Source organism: Calidifontibacter indicus (genome assembly GCF_003386865.1).
Taxonomy (GTDB): Bacteria; Actinomycetota; Actinomycetes; order Actinomycetales; family Dermatophilaceae; genus Yimella; species Yimella indica.
The window spans coordinates 584,074-600,048 of sequence record NZ_QTUA01000001.1 but is presented as its reverse complement, the minus strand read 5'-3'; the positions used below and the strand labels follow the sequence as shown (position 1 = coordinate 600,048).

Annotated in this window: 12 protein-coding genes and 1 tRNA gene; 8 read left to right on the top strand and 5 right to left on the bottom strand. The window is 69.1% G+C overall.

Annotated elements, in window-relative coordinates; all coding sequences use genetic code 11:
* Positions 1–29: 29 nt before the first annotated feature.
* Positions 30–980, bottom strand: coding sequence for an NADPH:quinone oxidoreductase family protein (locus DFJ65_RS02825; protein ID WP_115921710.1), 951 nt, complete (start codon positions 978–980; stop codon positions 30–32).
* A 128-nt stretch (positions 981–1,108) separates the two neighbouring features.
* On the opposite strand from DFJ65_RS02825, the gene DFJ65_RS02820 reads away from it, so the two are divergent.
* From DFJ65_RS02820 to DFJ65_RS02810, 3 genes are all read left to right on the top strand, one after another.
* Entirely contained in the window at positions 1,109–1,936 is an 828-nt protein-coding gene (locus DFJ65_RS02820) for a CoA transferase (RefSeq protein ID WP_115921709.1), read from the top strand.
* 34 nt (positions 1,937–1,970) lie between these two features.
* The gene (locus DFJ65_RS02815; RefSeq protein ID WP_115921708.1) at positions 1,971–2,714 is read left to right on the top strand and encodes a 3-hydroxyacyl-CoA dehydrogenase; all 744 of its coding nucleotides are present in this window, start codon (positions 1,971–1,973) and stop codon (positions 2,712–2,714) included.
* Positions 2,715–2,955: 241 nt separating this feature from the next.
* A complete protein-coding gene (locus DFJ65_RS02810; RefSeq protein ID WP_115921707.1) occupies positions 2,956–6,489 on the top strand; it encodes an indolepyruvate ferredoxin oxidoreductase family protein in 3,534 nt (1,177 codons plus the stop codon).
* A gap of 73 nt (positions 6,490–6,562) precedes the next feature.
* Here DFJ65_RS02810 and DFJ65_RS02805 read toward each other — a convergent pair whose 3' ends face one another.
* From DFJ65_RS02805 to DFJ65_RS02790, 4 genes are all read right to left on the bottom strand, one after another.
* Positions 6,563–6,754, bottom strand: coding sequence for a VOC family protein (locus tag DFJ65_RS02805; protein WP_245949949.1), 192 nt, complete (start codon positions 6,752–6,754; stop codon positions 6,563–6,565).
* A 138-nt stretch (positions 6,755–6,892) separates the two neighbouring features.
* Entirely contained in the window at positions 6,893–7,309 is a 417-nt protein-coding gene (locus DFJ65_RS02800) for a TIGR03618 family F420-dependent PPOX class oxidoreductase (RefSeq protein ID WP_115921706.1), read from the bottom strand.
* A 492-nt stretch (positions 7,310–7,801) separates the two neighbouring features.
* Positions 7,802–7,885 (bottom strand) — tRNA-Leu (locus tag DFJ65_RS02795).
* Positions 7,886–8,250: 365 nt separating this feature from the next.
* On the bottom strand, positions 8,251–10,218 hold the full coding sequence (locus tag DFJ65_RS02790) for an acetoacetate--CoA ligase (protein WP_245949948.1): 1,968 nt from the start codon (positions 10,216–10,218) through the stop codon (positions 8,251–8,253).
* A 208-nt stretch (positions 10,219–10,426) separates the two neighbouring features.
* On the opposite strand from DFJ65_RS02790, the gene DFJ65_RS02785 reads away from it, so the two are divergent.
* The 5 genes from DFJ65_RS02785 (at position 10,427) to DFJ65_RS02765 (ending at position 15,950) form a co-directional block, all read left to right on the top strand.
* A complete protein-coding gene (locus DFJ65_RS02785; protein ID WP_115921704.1) occupies positions 10,427–11,563 on the top strand; it encodes a DUF2207 domain-containing protein in 1,137 nt (378 codons plus the stop codon).
* Between the two features lie 217 nt (positions 11,564–11,780).
* Positions 11,781–12,725 carry an FHA domain-containing protein gene (locus DFJ65_RS02780; RefSeq protein ID WP_115921703.1) on the top strand — a complete coding sequence of 315 codons (945 nt, stop codon included), beginning with the start codon at positions 11,781–11,783 and terminating at the stop codon, positions 12,723–12,725.
* A gap of 91 nt (positions 12,726–12,816) precedes the next feature.
* Positions 12,817–13,278 (top strand): FHA domain-containing protein FhaB/FipA, encoded by a 462-nt coding sequence (locus DFJ65_RS02775; protein ID WP_115924070.1) that lies wholly within the window; start codon positions 12,817–12,819, stop codon positions 13,276–13,278.
* A 3-nt stretch (positions 13,279–13,281) separates the two neighbouring features.
* Positions 13,282–14,586 carry a PP2C family protein-serine/threonine phosphatase gene (locus tag DFJ65_RS02770; RefSeq protein ID WP_115921702.1) on the top strand — a complete coding sequence of 435 codons (1,305 nt, stop codon included), beginning with the start codon at positions 13,282–13,284 and terminating at the stop codon, positions 14,584–14,586.
* Complete coding sequence (locus DFJ65_RS02765) at positions 14,574–15,950, top strand: FtsW/RodA/SpoVE family cell cycle protein (RefSeq protein ID WP_425453012.1); 1,377 nt, start codon at positions 14,574–14,576, stop codon at positions 15,948–15,950. Before DFJ65_RS02770 ends, DFJ65_RS02765 begins: the two co-directional genes overlap by 13 nt.
* Positions 15,951–15,975: the final 25 nt, after the last annotated feature.

Here is a 15,975-nt window from a genome sequence, read left to right as displayed (position 1 = left end):
ATAGGCGACCAGCGGTTCGGCCGAATTCCTCAGGGAACCAGCACGACCTTGCCGGTGACCTTGCGGGTCTCCAACGACTTCAGCGCCTCGGCGGCCTCGGCCAGCGGGTATGTGCCGCCGACGATCGGCTTGAGCACGCCGCTCTCCAAGTGGGGCACCATCGCGTTCCATTCCGTTCCGATGTGCCCCGGGCGCGACATCGCGTAGGCACCCCAGCCCACGCCGACGACCGAAATGTTGTTGAGCAGCAGGCGATTCACCTTCACCTCGGGAATCGAGCCGGCGGTGAACCCGATGACCAGGAGGCGGCCGTCGTCCTTGAGCGTGCGCAGCGAGTCGGTGAACCGGTCGCCACCCACCGGGTCGACGACGATGTCGATCGACTTGCCGACCGCGTCCTTGAACCCGTCGGCGAGCACGTACTCGTCGGCGCCGGCGGCGACCGCTACCTCGCCCTTCTCATCCGTCGACACGACGGCGACGACGCGTCCGGCACCGAACGCCTTCGCCACCTGGATGGACGCCGTGCCGATACCACCCGCGGCGCCCTGCACCAGCACGCTCTCACCCTCGCGCAGGCCGCCGCGCTCGACCAGTGCGAAGTAGGCGGTGCCGTAGTTGAAGATGAACGACGCACCCTCCTCGAAGGTCACCGAGTCAGGCAGCTCGAAGGTGAGGTCGGGGCTGGCGGTGACCACCTCGGCGAAGCCGCCCAACATCGGCAGCGCGGCGACGCGGTCGCCCGCGGCGAACCCACTGCCCTCCGGTGCACTGCGCACGACGCCGGCCACCTCGGCGCCCGGCACGAACGGCAGATCGGGCTTCATCTGGTAGAGCCCGCGGGTCTGCAGCAACTCGGGAAACGCGACACCGGCGGCCTTCACCTCGATGACGACCTGGGAGTCGGACGCGGCGTCGGGCAGGTCGGCGAGCGTGACAGCGTCGGGGCCGTCGAGGGAGGTGATCTGGATGGCGCGCATGGGCAGGCCTCTCTTCGGGGAGGTGAACTCGGGTCGGAGTCCGTCGGCTGACGGCAACGATACGTTTGTACAGTTCGGGTGAGACCCGCGCCACACCTGGTCCAGCACTCGTCAACCTGGAGATCCGCATGACCGACCAACCGAAACCGTTGACCGGGACGACCGTCGTGACCCTCGCGGTCAACCTGCCCGGCCCGCTCGCCGCGTCGCGGCTGGTGGAGTACGGCGCGCGCGTGATCAAGGTCGAGCCGCCGGCCGGCGACCCGCTCGGCCTGATGGTGCCCGACTGGTACGGCGAACTGGCCGCCGGTCAGGAGGTCGTGAAACTCGACCTCAAGGATGCGGCCGACCGCGCCCGGCTCGACGAGATCCTCGCCGAGGCCGACCTGCTGCTGACGTCGTTCCGGCCGTCGGCCAACGAGCGACTCGGCCTGCCGGCCAGCGCCGAGAAGCACGGCCTCGCCTACGTCGAGATCATCGGCTCGGCGTCGCACCCCGATCACTCCGGACACGACCTGACCTACCAGGCGGCGTTCGGCACCGTCGTGCCGCCGGCCATGCCGCCGCTGCCGATCGCCGACCTGCTCGGCGCCGAGCGGGCCACCTCCACCTGCCTCGCGATGCTGCGCGCCCGCGAACTCGGCCGGCCCGCGACCGCCCAGGTGGCGCTCGAGGACGCCGCCCAATGGGCCTCCGGCGCAATGCGATTGACCGGACCGGGCGCGATCCTCAACGGCATCCTGCCCAACTACAACATCTACCCGACCAGCGACGGCTGGGTCGCCGTGGGAGCGCTCGAGCCGCACTTCGCCGCGCGCCTGGCCGAACACGTCGCCCCCGACGACCGGCTGGCCGAGACCTTCAAGACCCGCACCAGCGACGACTGGGAAGCGTTCGGCAACGAACACGACATCCCGCTGGTCGCCGTCCGGCGTAGCCCGCACTCTCCTTCCTGACCACCACAACCTCAGCGAAAAGGGACAGTTAGCAATGGAATTCAAGAACCGCACGTTCATCGTCACCGGCGGCGCCTCCGGCCTCGGCGGCGCCACCACCAAGGCCCTGCTCGAGCGCGGCGCCACCGTCGTCGTCGCCGACCTCAAGGGTGAGGCACCCGAGGGCGCGACCTTCGTGGCCACCGACGTCACCGACGAGCAGCAGGTGCAGCACGCCGTCGACGTCGCCCGCGACCAGGACGCCCCGCTGTCGGGTGTCGTCAACTGCGCCGGCATCGCGATCGCCGCGAAGGTGCTCGGCAAGCAGGGCCCGCACTCGCTCGACTCGTTCATGAAGGTGCTGCAGGTCAACGTCGGCGGCACCTTCAACATGATCCGGCTCGCGGCCGCCGCGATGAAGGAGAACGAGCCCGGTGAGGACGGCGAGCGCGGCGTCATCATCAACACCGCGTCCGTCGCCGCGTACGACGGCCAGATCGGCCAGGCCGCCTACTCCGCCTCCAAGGGCGGCGTCGTCGGTATGACCCTCCCGATCGCCCGCGAACTTGCCCGCGACGGCATCCGCGTCATGACCATCGCCCCCGGCATCTTCTGGACCCCGATGATGGCCGGGCTGCCCGAAGAAGCCCAGAAGTCGCTCGGCGAGCAGGTGCCCTTCCCCTCGCGCCTCGGCGACCCGTCCGAGTACGCCGCGCTCGCGACGCACATCATCGAGAACCGCATGCTCAACGGCGAGGTCATCCGGCTGGACGGCGCCATCCGCATGGCCCCGCGGTAATTCGTCTGGCAAAAACGGGAGTTGGTGCGTCAGCGGGAGTTGGATGGCCCAGCGGGAGCAGCACCTCCCGCCCGCGCAACCAACTCCCGCTGACGCACCAACCCTGGCGTCACCGGCCGGCTGACGAGTGTTCTGTCTTGCAGAATTGTTTGTTCCGCTTCATGTGACCTGCCCCACGGCGACTACGCCCGAGTAGCGGTCCCCCCGTGACAGATACAAGCCCAGGGGTGAGACTCAGCTCATGTCGACCGTCACTCGCGACCAGCAGTCCGCCAGCCCCGGTGACCAGACCGAGCGCCCGCCGCGGCGTGAGGTCTCGCTGACCGATCGCTACGAGAAGCGGTCGGGCCTGGTCTACCTCTCCGGCCTGCAGGCCCTGGTGCGCCTCCCCCTCGACCAGGCGCGCGCCGACCGCGAGGCGGGGAAACGCACCGGCACCCTCATCTCGGGGTACGAAGGTTCACCGCTCGGCGGGCTCGACCTCGAGATCGGCCGCCGCCAGAAGCTGATGGACGAGCACGGCGTGGTGTTCCGGCCGGCGGTCAACGAGGAGTTGGGCTCGAACGCGGTGCAGGGCTCGCAGCTGTCGTCGGTGGTCGGCGAGCAGACCTGCGACGGCGTGGTCGGCATCTGGTACGGCAAGGCGCCTGGCCTCGACCGGTCGACGGACGCGATGCGGCACGGCAATCTCGGCGGCGCGGCACCGACCGGCGGCGTGCTCGCGCTGGTCGGCGACGACTCGACCGCGAAGTCGTCGACGGTGCCGAGCAGTTCGGAGATGGCGATGGCCGAGGTCGGGTTGACGGTGCTCAGCCCGTCCGACGCGCAGGACGTGCTGGTGCTCGGGCGGCACGGCATCGCGCTGTCGCGATTCTGCGGGTTGTGGACCGGCCTGAAGTTGGCGACGAATGTGGTGGACGGCGCGATGACGGTCGATCTCGACGCCACCGCCGTCACCCCGGTGATTCCCGACAACACGATCGACGGGAAGCCCTACCGGCACACCGTCTCGGCCAGCTTCCTGCAGCCGCACCTCGCCGCGCTCGAGGAGTCGCTGATGAACGCGCGTCCCGAGCTCGCCCTGCGCTACGCCCGCGCGAACGGCCTCAACAAGATCGTCGGTGACCGCTCGGCCCGCATCGGTTTCGTCGCCCACGGCGCCACCTACCTCGACACGCTGCGAGCGCTGAGTCGCCTTGGTATCGAAGCCGATTCGCCCGACTCGGGCGTGCGCGTCCTCAAGCTCGGCATGGTGTCGCCGCTCGAACCGACCATCGTGCAGGAGTTCGCCGAGGGGCTCGACGAGATCATCGTGATCGAGGAGAAGCGCCCGTTCGTCGAGCTGTTGGTCAAGGACGTGCTCTACGGACGGCCGGAGGCACCCGCCGTGTACGGCAAGCGTGGGCCGTCGGGCGAGGCGTTGGTGCGTGCGACCGGCGACCTGCCGCCGGAGGTCATCGCAAAGGCCATCTCGCCGCGGATCGAGGCGGTGAGTCCCGGTCTCGTGCAGGTCGATCCGGCCACCCAGCACCGCCGTCCGCCGTCGTTGCCGTTGGTGCCGCTGCTGCCCCGCCTGCCGTACTTCTGCTCCGGCTGCCCGCACAACACCTCGACGCAGGTGCCCGAGGGGTCGATGGTCGGTGGCGGCATCGGCTGCTCCGCACTCGCCTCGTACATGGACGCCGATCGTGTCGGGCAGATGTTGGGCCTGTGCCAGATGGGTGGCGAGGGCGCCGCGTGGACCGGCCTGTCGCCGTTCGTGCGCGAGAACCACATCTTCCAGAACCTCGGCGACGGCACGTTCACCCACTCCGGCAGCCTCGCGGTGCGCGCCGCGATCGCGTCGGGCGTCAACATCACCTACAAGCTGCTCTACAACGGTGCGGTCGCGATGACCGGTGGCCAGCAGGCGGTCGGTGGCATGTCGGTGCCGGAGATCGTGCAGGAACTCCTCGCCGAGGGTGCCGCCAAGATCGTCATCACCACCGAGGACCTCGACGACTACCGCGGCGTGAAACTGCCCGCCGGGGTCGAGGTGCGTGACCGGTCACGCCTGATCGAGACGCAGAACGAACTGGCCGCGGTGCCGGGCGTGACGGTGCTGATCCACGACCAGGAGTGCGCCACCGAGCTGCGCCGCAAACGCAAGCGCGGCAAGGTGGCGGCGCCGACGACGCGGGTGCTCATCAACGAGCGCGTCTGCGAGGGCTGCGGCGACTGCGGAGCGAAGTCGAACTGTCTGTCGGTGCAGCCGGTCGAGACCGAGTTCGGCCGCAAGACCCGCATCCACCAGGCGTCGTGCAATGTCGACTACTCGTGCGTGCAGGGCGACTGCCCCTCGTTCGTCATGGTGGAGCCCGGCACCAAGCGCGCCGCGAAGACCCCGCCGCTGCTCGAAGCGACCGATCTGCCTGCGCCGCAACGCAAGACGCGCGTCGACCACTTCGGCATGCGGATGACCGGCGTCGGCGGCACCGGCATCGTGACGACCGCCCAGGTGATCGCGACCGCGGGTGTCATCGACGGGTTGCACGTGCGCGGCCTCGACCAACTCGGCCTTGCGCAGAAGGGTGGTGCGGTGGTCTCCGACCTGATCTTCACCTACTCCCCCGAGCGCCGTCCGAACAAGGTGGGCGAAGCCGAGTGCGACCTCTACCTCGGCTGTGACCTGTTGGTCGCGGCGTCCGACAGCAACCTCACCACCGTCTCGCCCGAGCGCACGATCGCCGTGCTCTCGACCAGCGAGGTGCCGACCGGGCAGATGGTGACGCACACCAACGTGGGCTTCCCGCCGCAAGACCGGACGGTGGGTGTCATCGCCCGCGCGGCGCGCGAGACGGTGAGCACCGACGCCCGCGACCTGTGCCTGACGCTCTTCGGCGACGACCAGTACGCCAACGTGCTGCTCGTCGGCGTGGCCGTGCAGGCCGGCGCGTTGCCGCTCGCGCCGGACGCCGTCGAGGAGGCGATCACGCTCAACGGCGCGGCCGTGGAGCGCAACCTGCAGGCGTTCCGCCGCGGACGTCAGGTGGTGGCCGACCCCGCCGGTCTGGAGGCGACGCTCACCGCGCTCGCGTCGGCCGCGGCGCCGCTCGACGAACCCGTCGCGAGCGAGCAGGCGCGTGGGATCGCGGGTCAGGTGCGCGGTGGCGCGACGCTGCGCGCACTGGTCGAGCGGCGCGTCGACGAGCTCATCGCCTACCAGGACGTTGCGTACGCCCAGCGTTATGTGGAGACGGTCGAGGAGGTGCGCGGCAAGGCCGAGCGGGCGGGCGTCACCTCGACGGTCGCCGAGGCGGTTGCCGCCAACCTGTTCAAGTTGATGGCGTACAAGGACGAGTACGAGGTGGCCCGCTTGGTGCTCGATCCCGCGATGGAGCAGGCCGTCACCGCGGAGTTCGGCGACGACGCGACCTGGTCGGTGATGCTGCACCCGCCGATGCTGCGGGCGATGGGCATGGCCCGGAAGATCAAGTTCGGTCCGTCGACCCGGCCGGCGTTTCACGCGCTCCGCACGATGCGCAAGCTGCGCGGCACGAAGCTCGACCCGTTCGGCGCGGCGAAGGTGCGCCGGGTGGAGCGGGAGTTGGTGGGCGAGTATGTGGACGGTGTGCGGCAGGCGGTTTCTACGCTCAGCCCGGCCACCGAAGCGGCGGTCGTCGAGCTCGCGCTGCTGCCCGACATGATCCGCGGCTACGAGCAGATCAAGCTCGACAACGTGGCGCGCTACCGCGAGCGCCGGGCGGATATCCTCGCGTCGCTGCGGGAGGGCTGAGGCCTTACCGCGACACCCGCTCCGAGCCGAAGGGCAGCCCGTGACGGGCTGCCCTTCGTCGTTGCTCGCGGCGTCAGTTCATCCACTGCACCAGTTGCCAGACGATGCCGTTGGGGTCGGCGAACTGGCAGTAGCGCTCACCCCACGGTTCGGTCTCCGGTGCGGTGACGACCCTCGCGCCGTCCGCCTCGATGCGCGCGAGTTGGTTGCGAAAGCTGTAGTTGGCTCCGACAAGTGGAGCTCGAGCTCCACCGTCCGCAACCAACTACGTCGCACGCACCCAACTCCCGCGCAAGCCGGCACCCGCGCTCGCTCAGGTCGCCGCCGCAACTGCAGTGCCTGCCGGGAGGTTCAGCGTCTGCGGGGGTTGTGACCCGGCTCCGGCCTGCCGACCGGAGCCGGGTCACTCGGCCGGGATGCCGCGTCCGCCGCGCCAGCCGTGCCAGCGGTCGACCTGCATGATCGCGGAGACCCGCGGGCTGGTGCGATTGCCGTACTGCTCGCCGGTGTAGTGCTTGCTGATCCGGTCGATGTCGACGAGATCGGGGTCGGCGAACTGCTCGACGATCCGGCCGACCATCGACACGTGGGTGTACCAGTTGTCGTCGAGCACGGTGAGGCTGATGCGCGGGTCACGCTCGAGGTGCTTCACGCGCACCCGGGTGTGGTCCATGTTGAGCAGGATGCGGTCGTCGTCCTCGAGCAGGTACCAGGTGGCCACCGACACCGGCGCCCCGTCGCTGCGCAGCGTGGCGACGACGGCGGGGTTGGGCTTGCGCAGCAGTTCGCGCAGTTCGTCGGGGAAGGGCAGTCGGGGCATGGTGGGTCCTCTCGTGCGGTGAGGTGCGGTACGGATCAACACTAGGGCGACCTCCAATCCACGAAACGGCTCATCGCCTCGGGCGACCCGCGGCCCGAACTCCCGCCCTCCTCGCAGCCCGGCCCCCTCCGCAGACGCTGCACTCCCCGACAGACGCTGACCGTCCCGCCGACGCAGCCGCGTGGCTACACACTGCTGGTCGACGGGCAGGCCACCCTCGACGGCGACGACTGCGTGGTCACCCCCAGCGGTGCCGTGCTGCACCGTCCGGCGGCGCACGAGGACGGCCCGCCGGCTAACGCCTTCGCCGGCGACAAGACCGGCTGCGGCAACGACTGCCGTCCGGTGTGATCGCCTGAGCACGCCATGACGTCGACAACGGCGGGACGGCGCGTGCTGCGGATCGGATCGGGAGCGTCGAGGTCTGCGATGACCGACCCCGCACCGAACGAGAAAGCCCCAGATCAGAAGACCTGGGGCTTTCTCTTGCTGTGCGCGAGGGGGGAGTTGAACCCCCACGCCCTTTCGGGCACACGGACCTGAACCGTGCGCGTCTGCCTATTCCGCCACTCGCGCGTGACCGCCATAGTCTGCCCTAGTCTTCCGGCCGATCACAAATCGAGTCGTCACACCGGGCGGAACGGCCCGCCGACGGCACGGTTCGCGGGCACACGATTCGTCCACAAACTCACCTCCACAGCTGTGGAAAGTGGTGTGGATAACTGTGGACAGTGTGTTGAGGATTGCCTCGCGCAGGCGCACACCCGGATCGAGCGCGCTCCGGTGAAGGATTGCTGCTGTCAGGACAGCAGCAATCCTTCACTGGAGACGGCAGACCCGGCCGGACGCGGGTTTCGAGGCTCGCTGCGCTCGCCCCTCCGGCAACCGGGACCTCCTCGGGCCACCGGAGTCGCAAACACCGGAAGCCACCCGCACATCCCTCAGCCGCGAGCCTGCACCGTCCGGAAGCGAGCCTCGGCGATCTCACGAAAGGCCGCCATGTGCTCGGGCACGTCGACGACGTCCGGGTTGACGACCTCCTCGAAGGCGGCGCCCTGGATCATCCGCTTGATCGGCACCTCGAGCTTCTTGCCGGTGCGGGTGTGCGGGATGCCGGCGACCTCGATGATCTCGTCGGGCACGTGCCGCGGCGACGCCTTCTCGCGCACCCGCTGCTTGATAGCCGAGGCGAGCTCGTTGGTCAGCTCAGAGCCCGAGTTGAGCACGACGAACAGCGGCATCCAGTAGTCGCCGTCGGCCTCCTCGGCACCGATCACGAGCGCCTCGGCGACCTCGGGCATCGACTCGACCGCGGAGTAGATGTCTCCCGAACCCATCCGCACGCCGTGCCGGTTGAGCGTGGAGTCGGAGCGGCCGAGCACGAGCACGCTGCCCCGGTCGGTGATCTTGATCCAGTCGCCGTGCCGCCACACACCTCCCTCGTAGTGCTCGAAGTAGGCCTTGCGGTACTTCGCGCCGTCGGGGTCGTTCCAGAACCGGATCGGCATCGACGGCAGCGGTTCGACGCACACCAACTCGCCGACCTGGTTGACGACCGGCTTGCCCTCGTCGTCCCACGCCTCGACCTTGAGGCCGAGCCCGCGCACCGGCAGTTCTCCGCTCCACACCGGTACGTTCGGTGAGCCCATCGCGAACGCGGCCGCGATGTCTGTACCGCCCGACATCGAGAACAACGGGATGTCGCCGACCTCGTCGCGCACGTAACGGAACGCGTGGTCGGGGCACGGCGAGCCGGTGACGCCCGTGATGCGCAGCGCCGACAGGTCGAAGTCGGCGGACGGGTGAATGCCCTGGTCCTGCGACGCACCGAGAAACCCGGGGCTCGTGCCGAAAACCGTCACACCGCAACGCGATACGACGTCCCAACAGGCGGCTGCTGTGGGCGCCATCGGCGCTCCGTCGTAACAGACGATCGCGCCGCCAGCGGTGAGTGCGCCGACGAGGCAGTTCCACATTACCCAGGACGGCGAGGTGTACCACATGAACCGGTCGGTCGACCTGAGGTCCCAGTTGAGCGAGAGCAGGCTCGTCTGCACCGGCAGCACGCCGCCGTGCGAGTGCACGATGCCCTTCGGCAGGCCCGTCGTGCCGGAGGAGAACATCACCCACAGCGGGTGCTCCGAGGGCACCTGCAACGGCTCGTACGCGTGGTCGCCGGCGACCATCTGCTCGAACGGCACCGTGTCGTCCAGCCCCTTGCCGAGCCGGGTGACCCCGACGACGTGCTCGACCGTCGGCAGCCCCGCACGCAACGCGGCGACCGCCTCCCGTTGGTCGCGTTCCTTCGTCGCGAACCAGTGACCGTCGGCGGCCACCAGCACCTTCGGCTCGAGTTGCGCGAACCGGTCGATCGCCGCGGCCGGCGCGTAGTCCTGACCGACGCCCGACCAGATCGCGCCGACCGACATGGTGCCGAGCGCGGCCACGATCGTCTCGGCGACATTGGGCAGGTAGCCGACGACGACGTCCTCGGGGCGGACGCCGAGCGCGCGCAGGTTGTGCGCGAAGTTCGCCACCTGCCTGCGCAGCTGTGCCCAGGTGAGTTCGGCGCGGTCGCCCTGCTCACCGGTGGTGATGATCGCGAGGTCGTCGTCGGCGCCGCGGGTGACGACGTACTCGGCGAGGTTGAGCTCGGCGCCGGTGAACCACTTCGCTCCGGGCATCTGGTGGGAGTCGAGCGCCTGGGTGAAGGTGCCCGGCAGCTCGTAGTACTCCCAGACCGCGGCCCAGAAGTCCTCGAGGTGGTCGACCGACCACTGCCACAGGTCGTTGTAGGCGGTGACGTCGATGCCGTACTTCTCACCGACCCAGACCGAGAAGCGGTGGATGTTCGTCGACTCGACGAACTCGGGAGTGGGTTGCCACATGACTTCAGGGGCGTTCGACACTTGACGACCTCGCAAGGGAGACGGGAGCAGGCAGAGCGGACGGTGTGCTGTCCGTCACTCTACGAACGGTGGTTCGCGGGGCTCACGCAGCCCGAAACCGATCGCACACGCTGCACGTCTTTGCAGAGGCTGCGGGTGCACCCGCAGCCATTGCAAGCAGCCGCAGCGTTTGCTCTGAGGCAGACCCGTCACATGTGAGGATCGATCCATGGAATGGCTCGTGGGGCTCATCGTGCTCGCCGTCGTGGTGATCGTCGGGATGGCGATTCGCACGGCCGTCAGCAACGGTCGCGAACTGACCGCCTTCGACGGGGTCGCGCCGGGCATCATCCCGGCGAACCCCAACGCTCACCCGACGACGAAGGTCAAGGCGAGGGAACTGCTGCCCGACCCGCCGCCGCCACGCTTCAATCCGCCCGAGCTGCTCATGCCGTGGATGGCCGGGTCGGTGCTGCCGCGCGGCATCGGCGGACGCGATGTGGGGGCGCTGCTGGTCGACCTCGCGGTCGCGGGCTACCTGCGCATCGACAAAGATCCGGCGGCGAGCGCGAAGCGCAAGAAGGAGAAGTCGGACTGGATCCTCACCCGCACCGCCAAGCCGGTCAGCCACCTCACCGGGGCGCCCAGCGACATGATGATGCTCGTCTTCCCCCAGGGCCAGCCCGGGGAGGCCACCGGCATGGACGCCGTCCGCCGCCGGGGCAGCGGCACCGCCGGACGCGAGGTGCGCGCCGCGATCCTCACCGACACCACCCAGACGCTCGGGTTCGCACCCACCCAGGACCACGCCGTCCGCACCGCGCTGCGCGCCCAGACGGGGCAGTTCCACCAGTACCTGCGCACCGCCGAGGCGGTACAGATCCGGGTCGACGAGGCGGCGTCGATCTTCAGCCGTTACCTCCCGTGGGCGATCGCGCTGGGTGAGGCCGAGCACTGGGCAGCGGTGTTCCGCGACGTCGCGCAGAGTCTCGGCGACGGTGGGTTCACCGCGACCGACGCGGCCGTGCTCAGCAGCTGGGGCAACGACCTCGCGTGGTTCGGCGGCTTCGACGCGAGCGGGTTCGACGTGGGCGGCTTCGACGCCGGCGCACTCGGGGCCGGCGCGATCGACCTCGGCGGCATCGGCAACCTCGGCACCGACTTCACGTCGTTCTCCGACTCGATCGGATCGTTCGGCGACAGCATCAGCGACGTCGGCTCGTCGTTCGACAGCTTCTCCGGCGACTTCGGCGGATCGAGCGGCGGCGACGGTGGGGGCAGCAGCTGGTCGTGCGGCAGCTCCTCCTCGTGCAGTTCGTCGTGCGGGTCGAGCTGTGGCGGCGGGGGCGGCTGCGGCAGCAGCTGATGCCCACGCCGCGAAAGTTTGCAGCGTCCCGCATCTTCGTCGCGAGTCGCACGAACATTCGCAAGGTGGACGGTGACACCCGCGGAAACCCCGCTACCCGCTCATACGTTGTCGCCCTCGTTACGATGACGTGACTGCCGCGCGGGCTCGTCCCTCAAGCCTCAGCAGTCACAATCGCCACTGACACAACGATCGACGGGACAAGGAGGGCGGAGCGATGGGCCTGTTCGACAAGCTCGAGAAGCGCCTCGAGTCCGGGGTGAACAACGCGTTCGCCAAGGCCTTCCGATCGGAGGTGCAACCGGTCGAGCTCGCCAGCGCCCTGCGCCGCGCGATGGACGACAGGGCCACCTCGGCCGGCAAGAACAAGCGCCCGATCGTGCCCAACCTGTTCGACATCGAGCTGAGCCCGACCGATCACGAGCAGCTCACCGCCCACCGCAAGGCACTCGTCGACGAACTCAAGGCGAGCGCCGCCGAGCACGCCGAGACCCAGCGCTACACCCCCGGCGGCCCGCTGACCATCAACTTCAGCGCCAATGACGGACTCGAGACCGGCGTCTTCAAGGTGCGCCCGTCGATCGCCCGGCAGGCCCAGGCGTCCGTCGAGCTCGAGCCGGCGCCCCAGCCCGAACCACAGCGCAGCGCACCGCCGGCCGGCGGGTTCGCGCTGCCCGGATTCGGCCGCCGCAAGGCCGAGCCCGAACCCCGGTACGACGAGCACGACGACTACGACGACGCCGACGACTACGACGACGACTACGACGACGACTACGACGACGAGCCCTCGGACGGCGGGTACCAGGAGTACGTCGAGCCGGCGCGTCCGATCTCCCCCAGCCCGGCCGCGCCGCGCAGTTACCGACAGCGCCCCTACCTCGACGTCGACGGCGACCACTACCCGCTGATGGGCGCGATCACGATCATCGGACGCGACGACGACGTCGACGTGGTGCTCGACGACTCAGGAGTTTCCAGGCGGCACAGCGAAATTCGCGTCACGAACGACGGCCCCCACCTCGTGGCGAGCCTGTCCGACCTAGGCTCGACCAACGGCACTTTCCTCAATGGTGAACGGATCACCAGCGTGCATCTCGACGACGGCGACCGAATCACCGTGGGCCGCACATCGCTGATCTTCCGGCAAGGTGGACGCCGATGAGCCGCACGTCAGCGGGCTGCTTCGTGCCGGCCTGGGAGGTTTCGACTCGCCCTCCTTCGTCGGGCGGCTCAACCAGCGGAAAGGTCCGCCGATGAGCGAACTCACCGTCACCGCGATCCGCCTCGGGCTGCTCGCCATGCTGTGGGCATTCGTCTTCAGCATCGTCGGGGTGCTGCGCAGCGACCTGTACGGCGCCCGTACGGTCGCCCGCGGCGCGTCCCGTCCGACCCCGGCAGGCGCACCCCGTCCGGCCAAGCGGCGCGGCCCGACCCACCTCGCGGTGGTGGAGGGGCACATGCGCGGCATCACCGTGCCGCTGTCCGAGGCCGGCGTGCTGATCGGGCGTAACCCGGAGTGCAGCCTCGTGCTGTCCGACGAGTTCGCCAGCGGCCGTCACGCCCGCGTCTACCCCGAGGGCGACCAGTGGTTCATCGACGATCTCGGTTCCACGAACGGAACCTTCGTCGGCCCTCAGCGCATCGGTGAACACGTGCCGTTGCACGAAGGTTCCCGCGTCCGGATCGGCACCACGGTGCTGGAAGTCAGGAAGTAACCCATGTCGATCGCCCTGCGCTTCGCAGCTCGCTCCAATCTCGGCCTCGGTTCCAAGACCCGCAACGAGGACTCCGCGTACGCCTCGCCCGACATGCTCGTGCTCGCCGACGGCATGGGCGGACACGCCGCCGGTGACACCGCGAGTTCCACCGTCGTGGCCGAACTGATGGCGCTCGACGGCGAGTCGTGGGGCGCCGACGAGGCCGCCAACCAGTTGCGGGCCGCGGTGCTGCGCGCCAACGACCGGCTGCGCGAGCAGATGGACGCCGACGTCGAGACCGAGGGCATGGGCACCACGCTCATCGCGTTCCTGCGCTCCGGCAACAACCTCGCGATGGCCAACATCGGCGACAGCCGCGCCTACCTGGTGCGCGACGGCGTGTTCAGCCAGCTGACCAAGGACCACTCGTTCGTGCAGGCCCTGCTCGACGAGGGACGCATCACCGCCGAGGAGGCCGAGCACCACCCGCAGCGCTCGATGGTCACCCGGGTGCTCACCGGACGCGAGGACGACCAGCCCGACATCTCTTTGCGTGAGGCGCGGCTCGGCGACCGCTACCTGATCTGTTCCGACGGCCTGTCCGACTACGTCGCGCACTCGACGATCGAGGGCATCGTCACCTCGCAGGGCACGCCCGGCGACATCGCCGACCGGCTGATCGAGATCGCGATCAAGGCGTCGACCCGAGACAACGTCACCGTCGTGGTGGCTGACGTCATCGACGGCAACGAGCGCACCTCGACCACCCCGCAGATCGTCGGCGCAGCCGCCGACCGGGCCATCGGACGCGAGTTCGACGACACCCAGGAGCAGCCGCAGGCGCCGCGCAGCCCGGCCGAGAAGGCCGCCGCGCTGCAGCGCGAGACCTCGGCCCCCACCCCGGTCGAGCAGCCGTACGACGACTACGAGGACGGCGACACCCAAGGCATGCCGCAGCTCGCGGAGGAGAAGCCCTCGCGCGGCAAGTGGCGTTGGTTCGCTCTCGGCATCGTGCTCGTCGCGATGCTCGTCGCCGCCGGCCTGCTCGCGTACAACTGGACCCAGAACCAGTACTTCGTCGGCCAGAAGTCGGGAAAGGTCGCGATCTTCAAGGGTGTGCCGCAGGACCTCGGGCCGATCAGCCTGTCGGGCGTCGACCAGTCGACCGACATCAACGTGGCCGACCTGCCCAGCTTTTACCGCGACAAGGTCAACGACACGATGACCGCCAAGAGCAAGTCCGACGCCACCCGGGTCGTCGCCGACCTGCGCGCACAGATCGAACGCTGCAAGCTCGACACCACCGGGAGCAACTGCGCGTCGTGACCGTCACCGACCAGAAACCCCGCACCCGCCGCGGCACCGAACTGGTGCTGCTGATCTTCGCGATCGCGGTGGTGCTGTTGGCGTACGCCAATGTGGGTCTGGCGATGGAGGGCAGCCTGCCGGTCGACCTGCTGCCGATCGGTGTCGGCTTCGGGGTGATCACGCTGATCTTCCACCTGGTGTTGCGCTGGAAGGCGGCGTACGCCGACCCCACCCTGCTGCCGATCGCGACCCTGCTGAACGGGCTCGGGTTGGTGATGATCCACCGCCTCGACCTGAACAGTTCCAAGACCAACGGACTGCTCGAAGGCTCCGCGCTGCGCCAGCTGATCTGGTCGGCGATCGCGATCGGTGCGGCGATCGCGCTGCTCTTCCTCGTCTCCGACCACCGCCGGCTGCGGCGCTACACCTTCACCTTCGCGCTCGCGGCGATCATCCTGCTGATGATGCCGCTGATGCCGCTGATCGGTAAGAACATCAACGGCAACAGGATCTGGATCGGGCTCGGCCCGTTCACCTTCCAGCCGGGCGAGATCGCCAAGCTGTGCGCGGTCATCTTCTTCGCGTCCTACCTGGTGCAGACCCGCGACGCGCTCAGCCTGGTCGGCAAGCGGGTGCTCGGCTTCCCGTTGCCGCGCGCCCGCGACCTCGGCCCGATCGTCGTCGCCTGGCTCGCCTCGCTGGCGGTGCTGGTGTTCGAGTCGGACCTCGGCACCTCGCTGCTGTTCTTCGGACTCTTCGTCGGGATGCTCTACATCGCCACCGAACGCCGGTCGTGGATCGTCATCGGTCTCGGGATGTTCCTGCTCGGCTGCGTGGTGGCCTACCAGTTGTTCGCCCACTTCCGGGTGCGCGTGCAACTGTGGCTCGACCCGTTCACCGCGGGGTTGTCCGACCAGAACGCCAAGGGACTCATGGGCATGGCCTCGGGCGGCCTGACCGGCACCGGGCTCGGCCAGGGCCACCCAGAGATCACCTACTTCGCCAACTCCGACTTCATCTTCGCCAGCTTCGGCGAGGAACTCGGACTCGTCGGCGTGATGGCGATCCTGTTGCTCTACGGCCTGTTCGTCGAACGCGGTCTGCGCACCGCGCTCGCCGCCCGCGACGGGTTCGGCAAGCTGCTGGCCACCGGCCTCGCCTTCTCGATCGCGCTGCAGTGCTTCGTCGTGATCGGCGGTGTCACCCGGGTGATCCCGCTGACCGGCCAGACCACACCGTTCCTCGCCGCCGGCGGTTCGTCGCTGCTGGCCAACTGGGTGCTGGTCGCACTGCTGCTGCGGATCAGCGACCAGGCGCGCCGGCCGATGTTCGAGTCGGCGAACGTCTCCGACGACATGACCCAGGTGGTGAAGGTCAGATGAACCACCCCACAAAGCTCCTCCCCCG

Bases quoted from the DNA above. Each gene is read 5' to 3' on its own strand.
- DFJ65_RS02825 (WP_115921710.1), bottom strand. From the start codon at position 980: ATGCGCGCCATCCAGATCACCTCCCTCGACGGCCCCGACGCTGTCACG.
- DFJ65_RS02820 (WP_115921709.1), top strand. From the start codon at position 1,109: ATGACCGACCAACCGAAACCGTTGACCGGGACGACCGTCGTGACCCTC.
- DFJ65_RS02815 (WP_115921708.1), top strand. From the start codon at position 1,971: ATGGAATTCAAGAACCGCACGTTCATCGTCACCGGCGGCGCCTCCGGC.
- DFJ65_RS02810 (WP_115921707.1), top strand. From the start codon at position 2,956: ATGTCGACCGTCACTCGCGACCAGCAGTCCGCCAGCCCCGGTGACCAG.
- DFJ65_RS02800 (WP_115921706.1), bottom strand. From the start codon at position 7,309: ATGCCCCGACTGCCCTTCCCCGACGAACTGCGCGAACTGCTGCGCAAG.
- DFJ65_RS02785 (WP_115921704.1), top strand. From the start codon at position 10,427: ATGGAATGGCTCGTGGGGCTCATCGTGCTCGCCGTCGTGGTGATCGTC.
- DFJ65_RS02780 (WP_115921703.1), top strand. From the start codon at position 11,781: ATGGGCCTGTTCGACAAGCTCGAGAAGCGCCTCGAGTCCGGGGTGAAC.
- DFJ65_RS02775 (WP_115924070.1), top strand. From the start codon at position 12,817: ATGAGCGAACTCACCGTCACCGCGATCCGCCTCGGGCTGCTCGCCATG.
- DFJ65_RS02770 (WP_115921702.1), top strand. From the start codon at position 13,282: ATGTCGATCGCCCTGCGCTTCGCAGCTCGCTCCAATCTCGGCCTCGGT.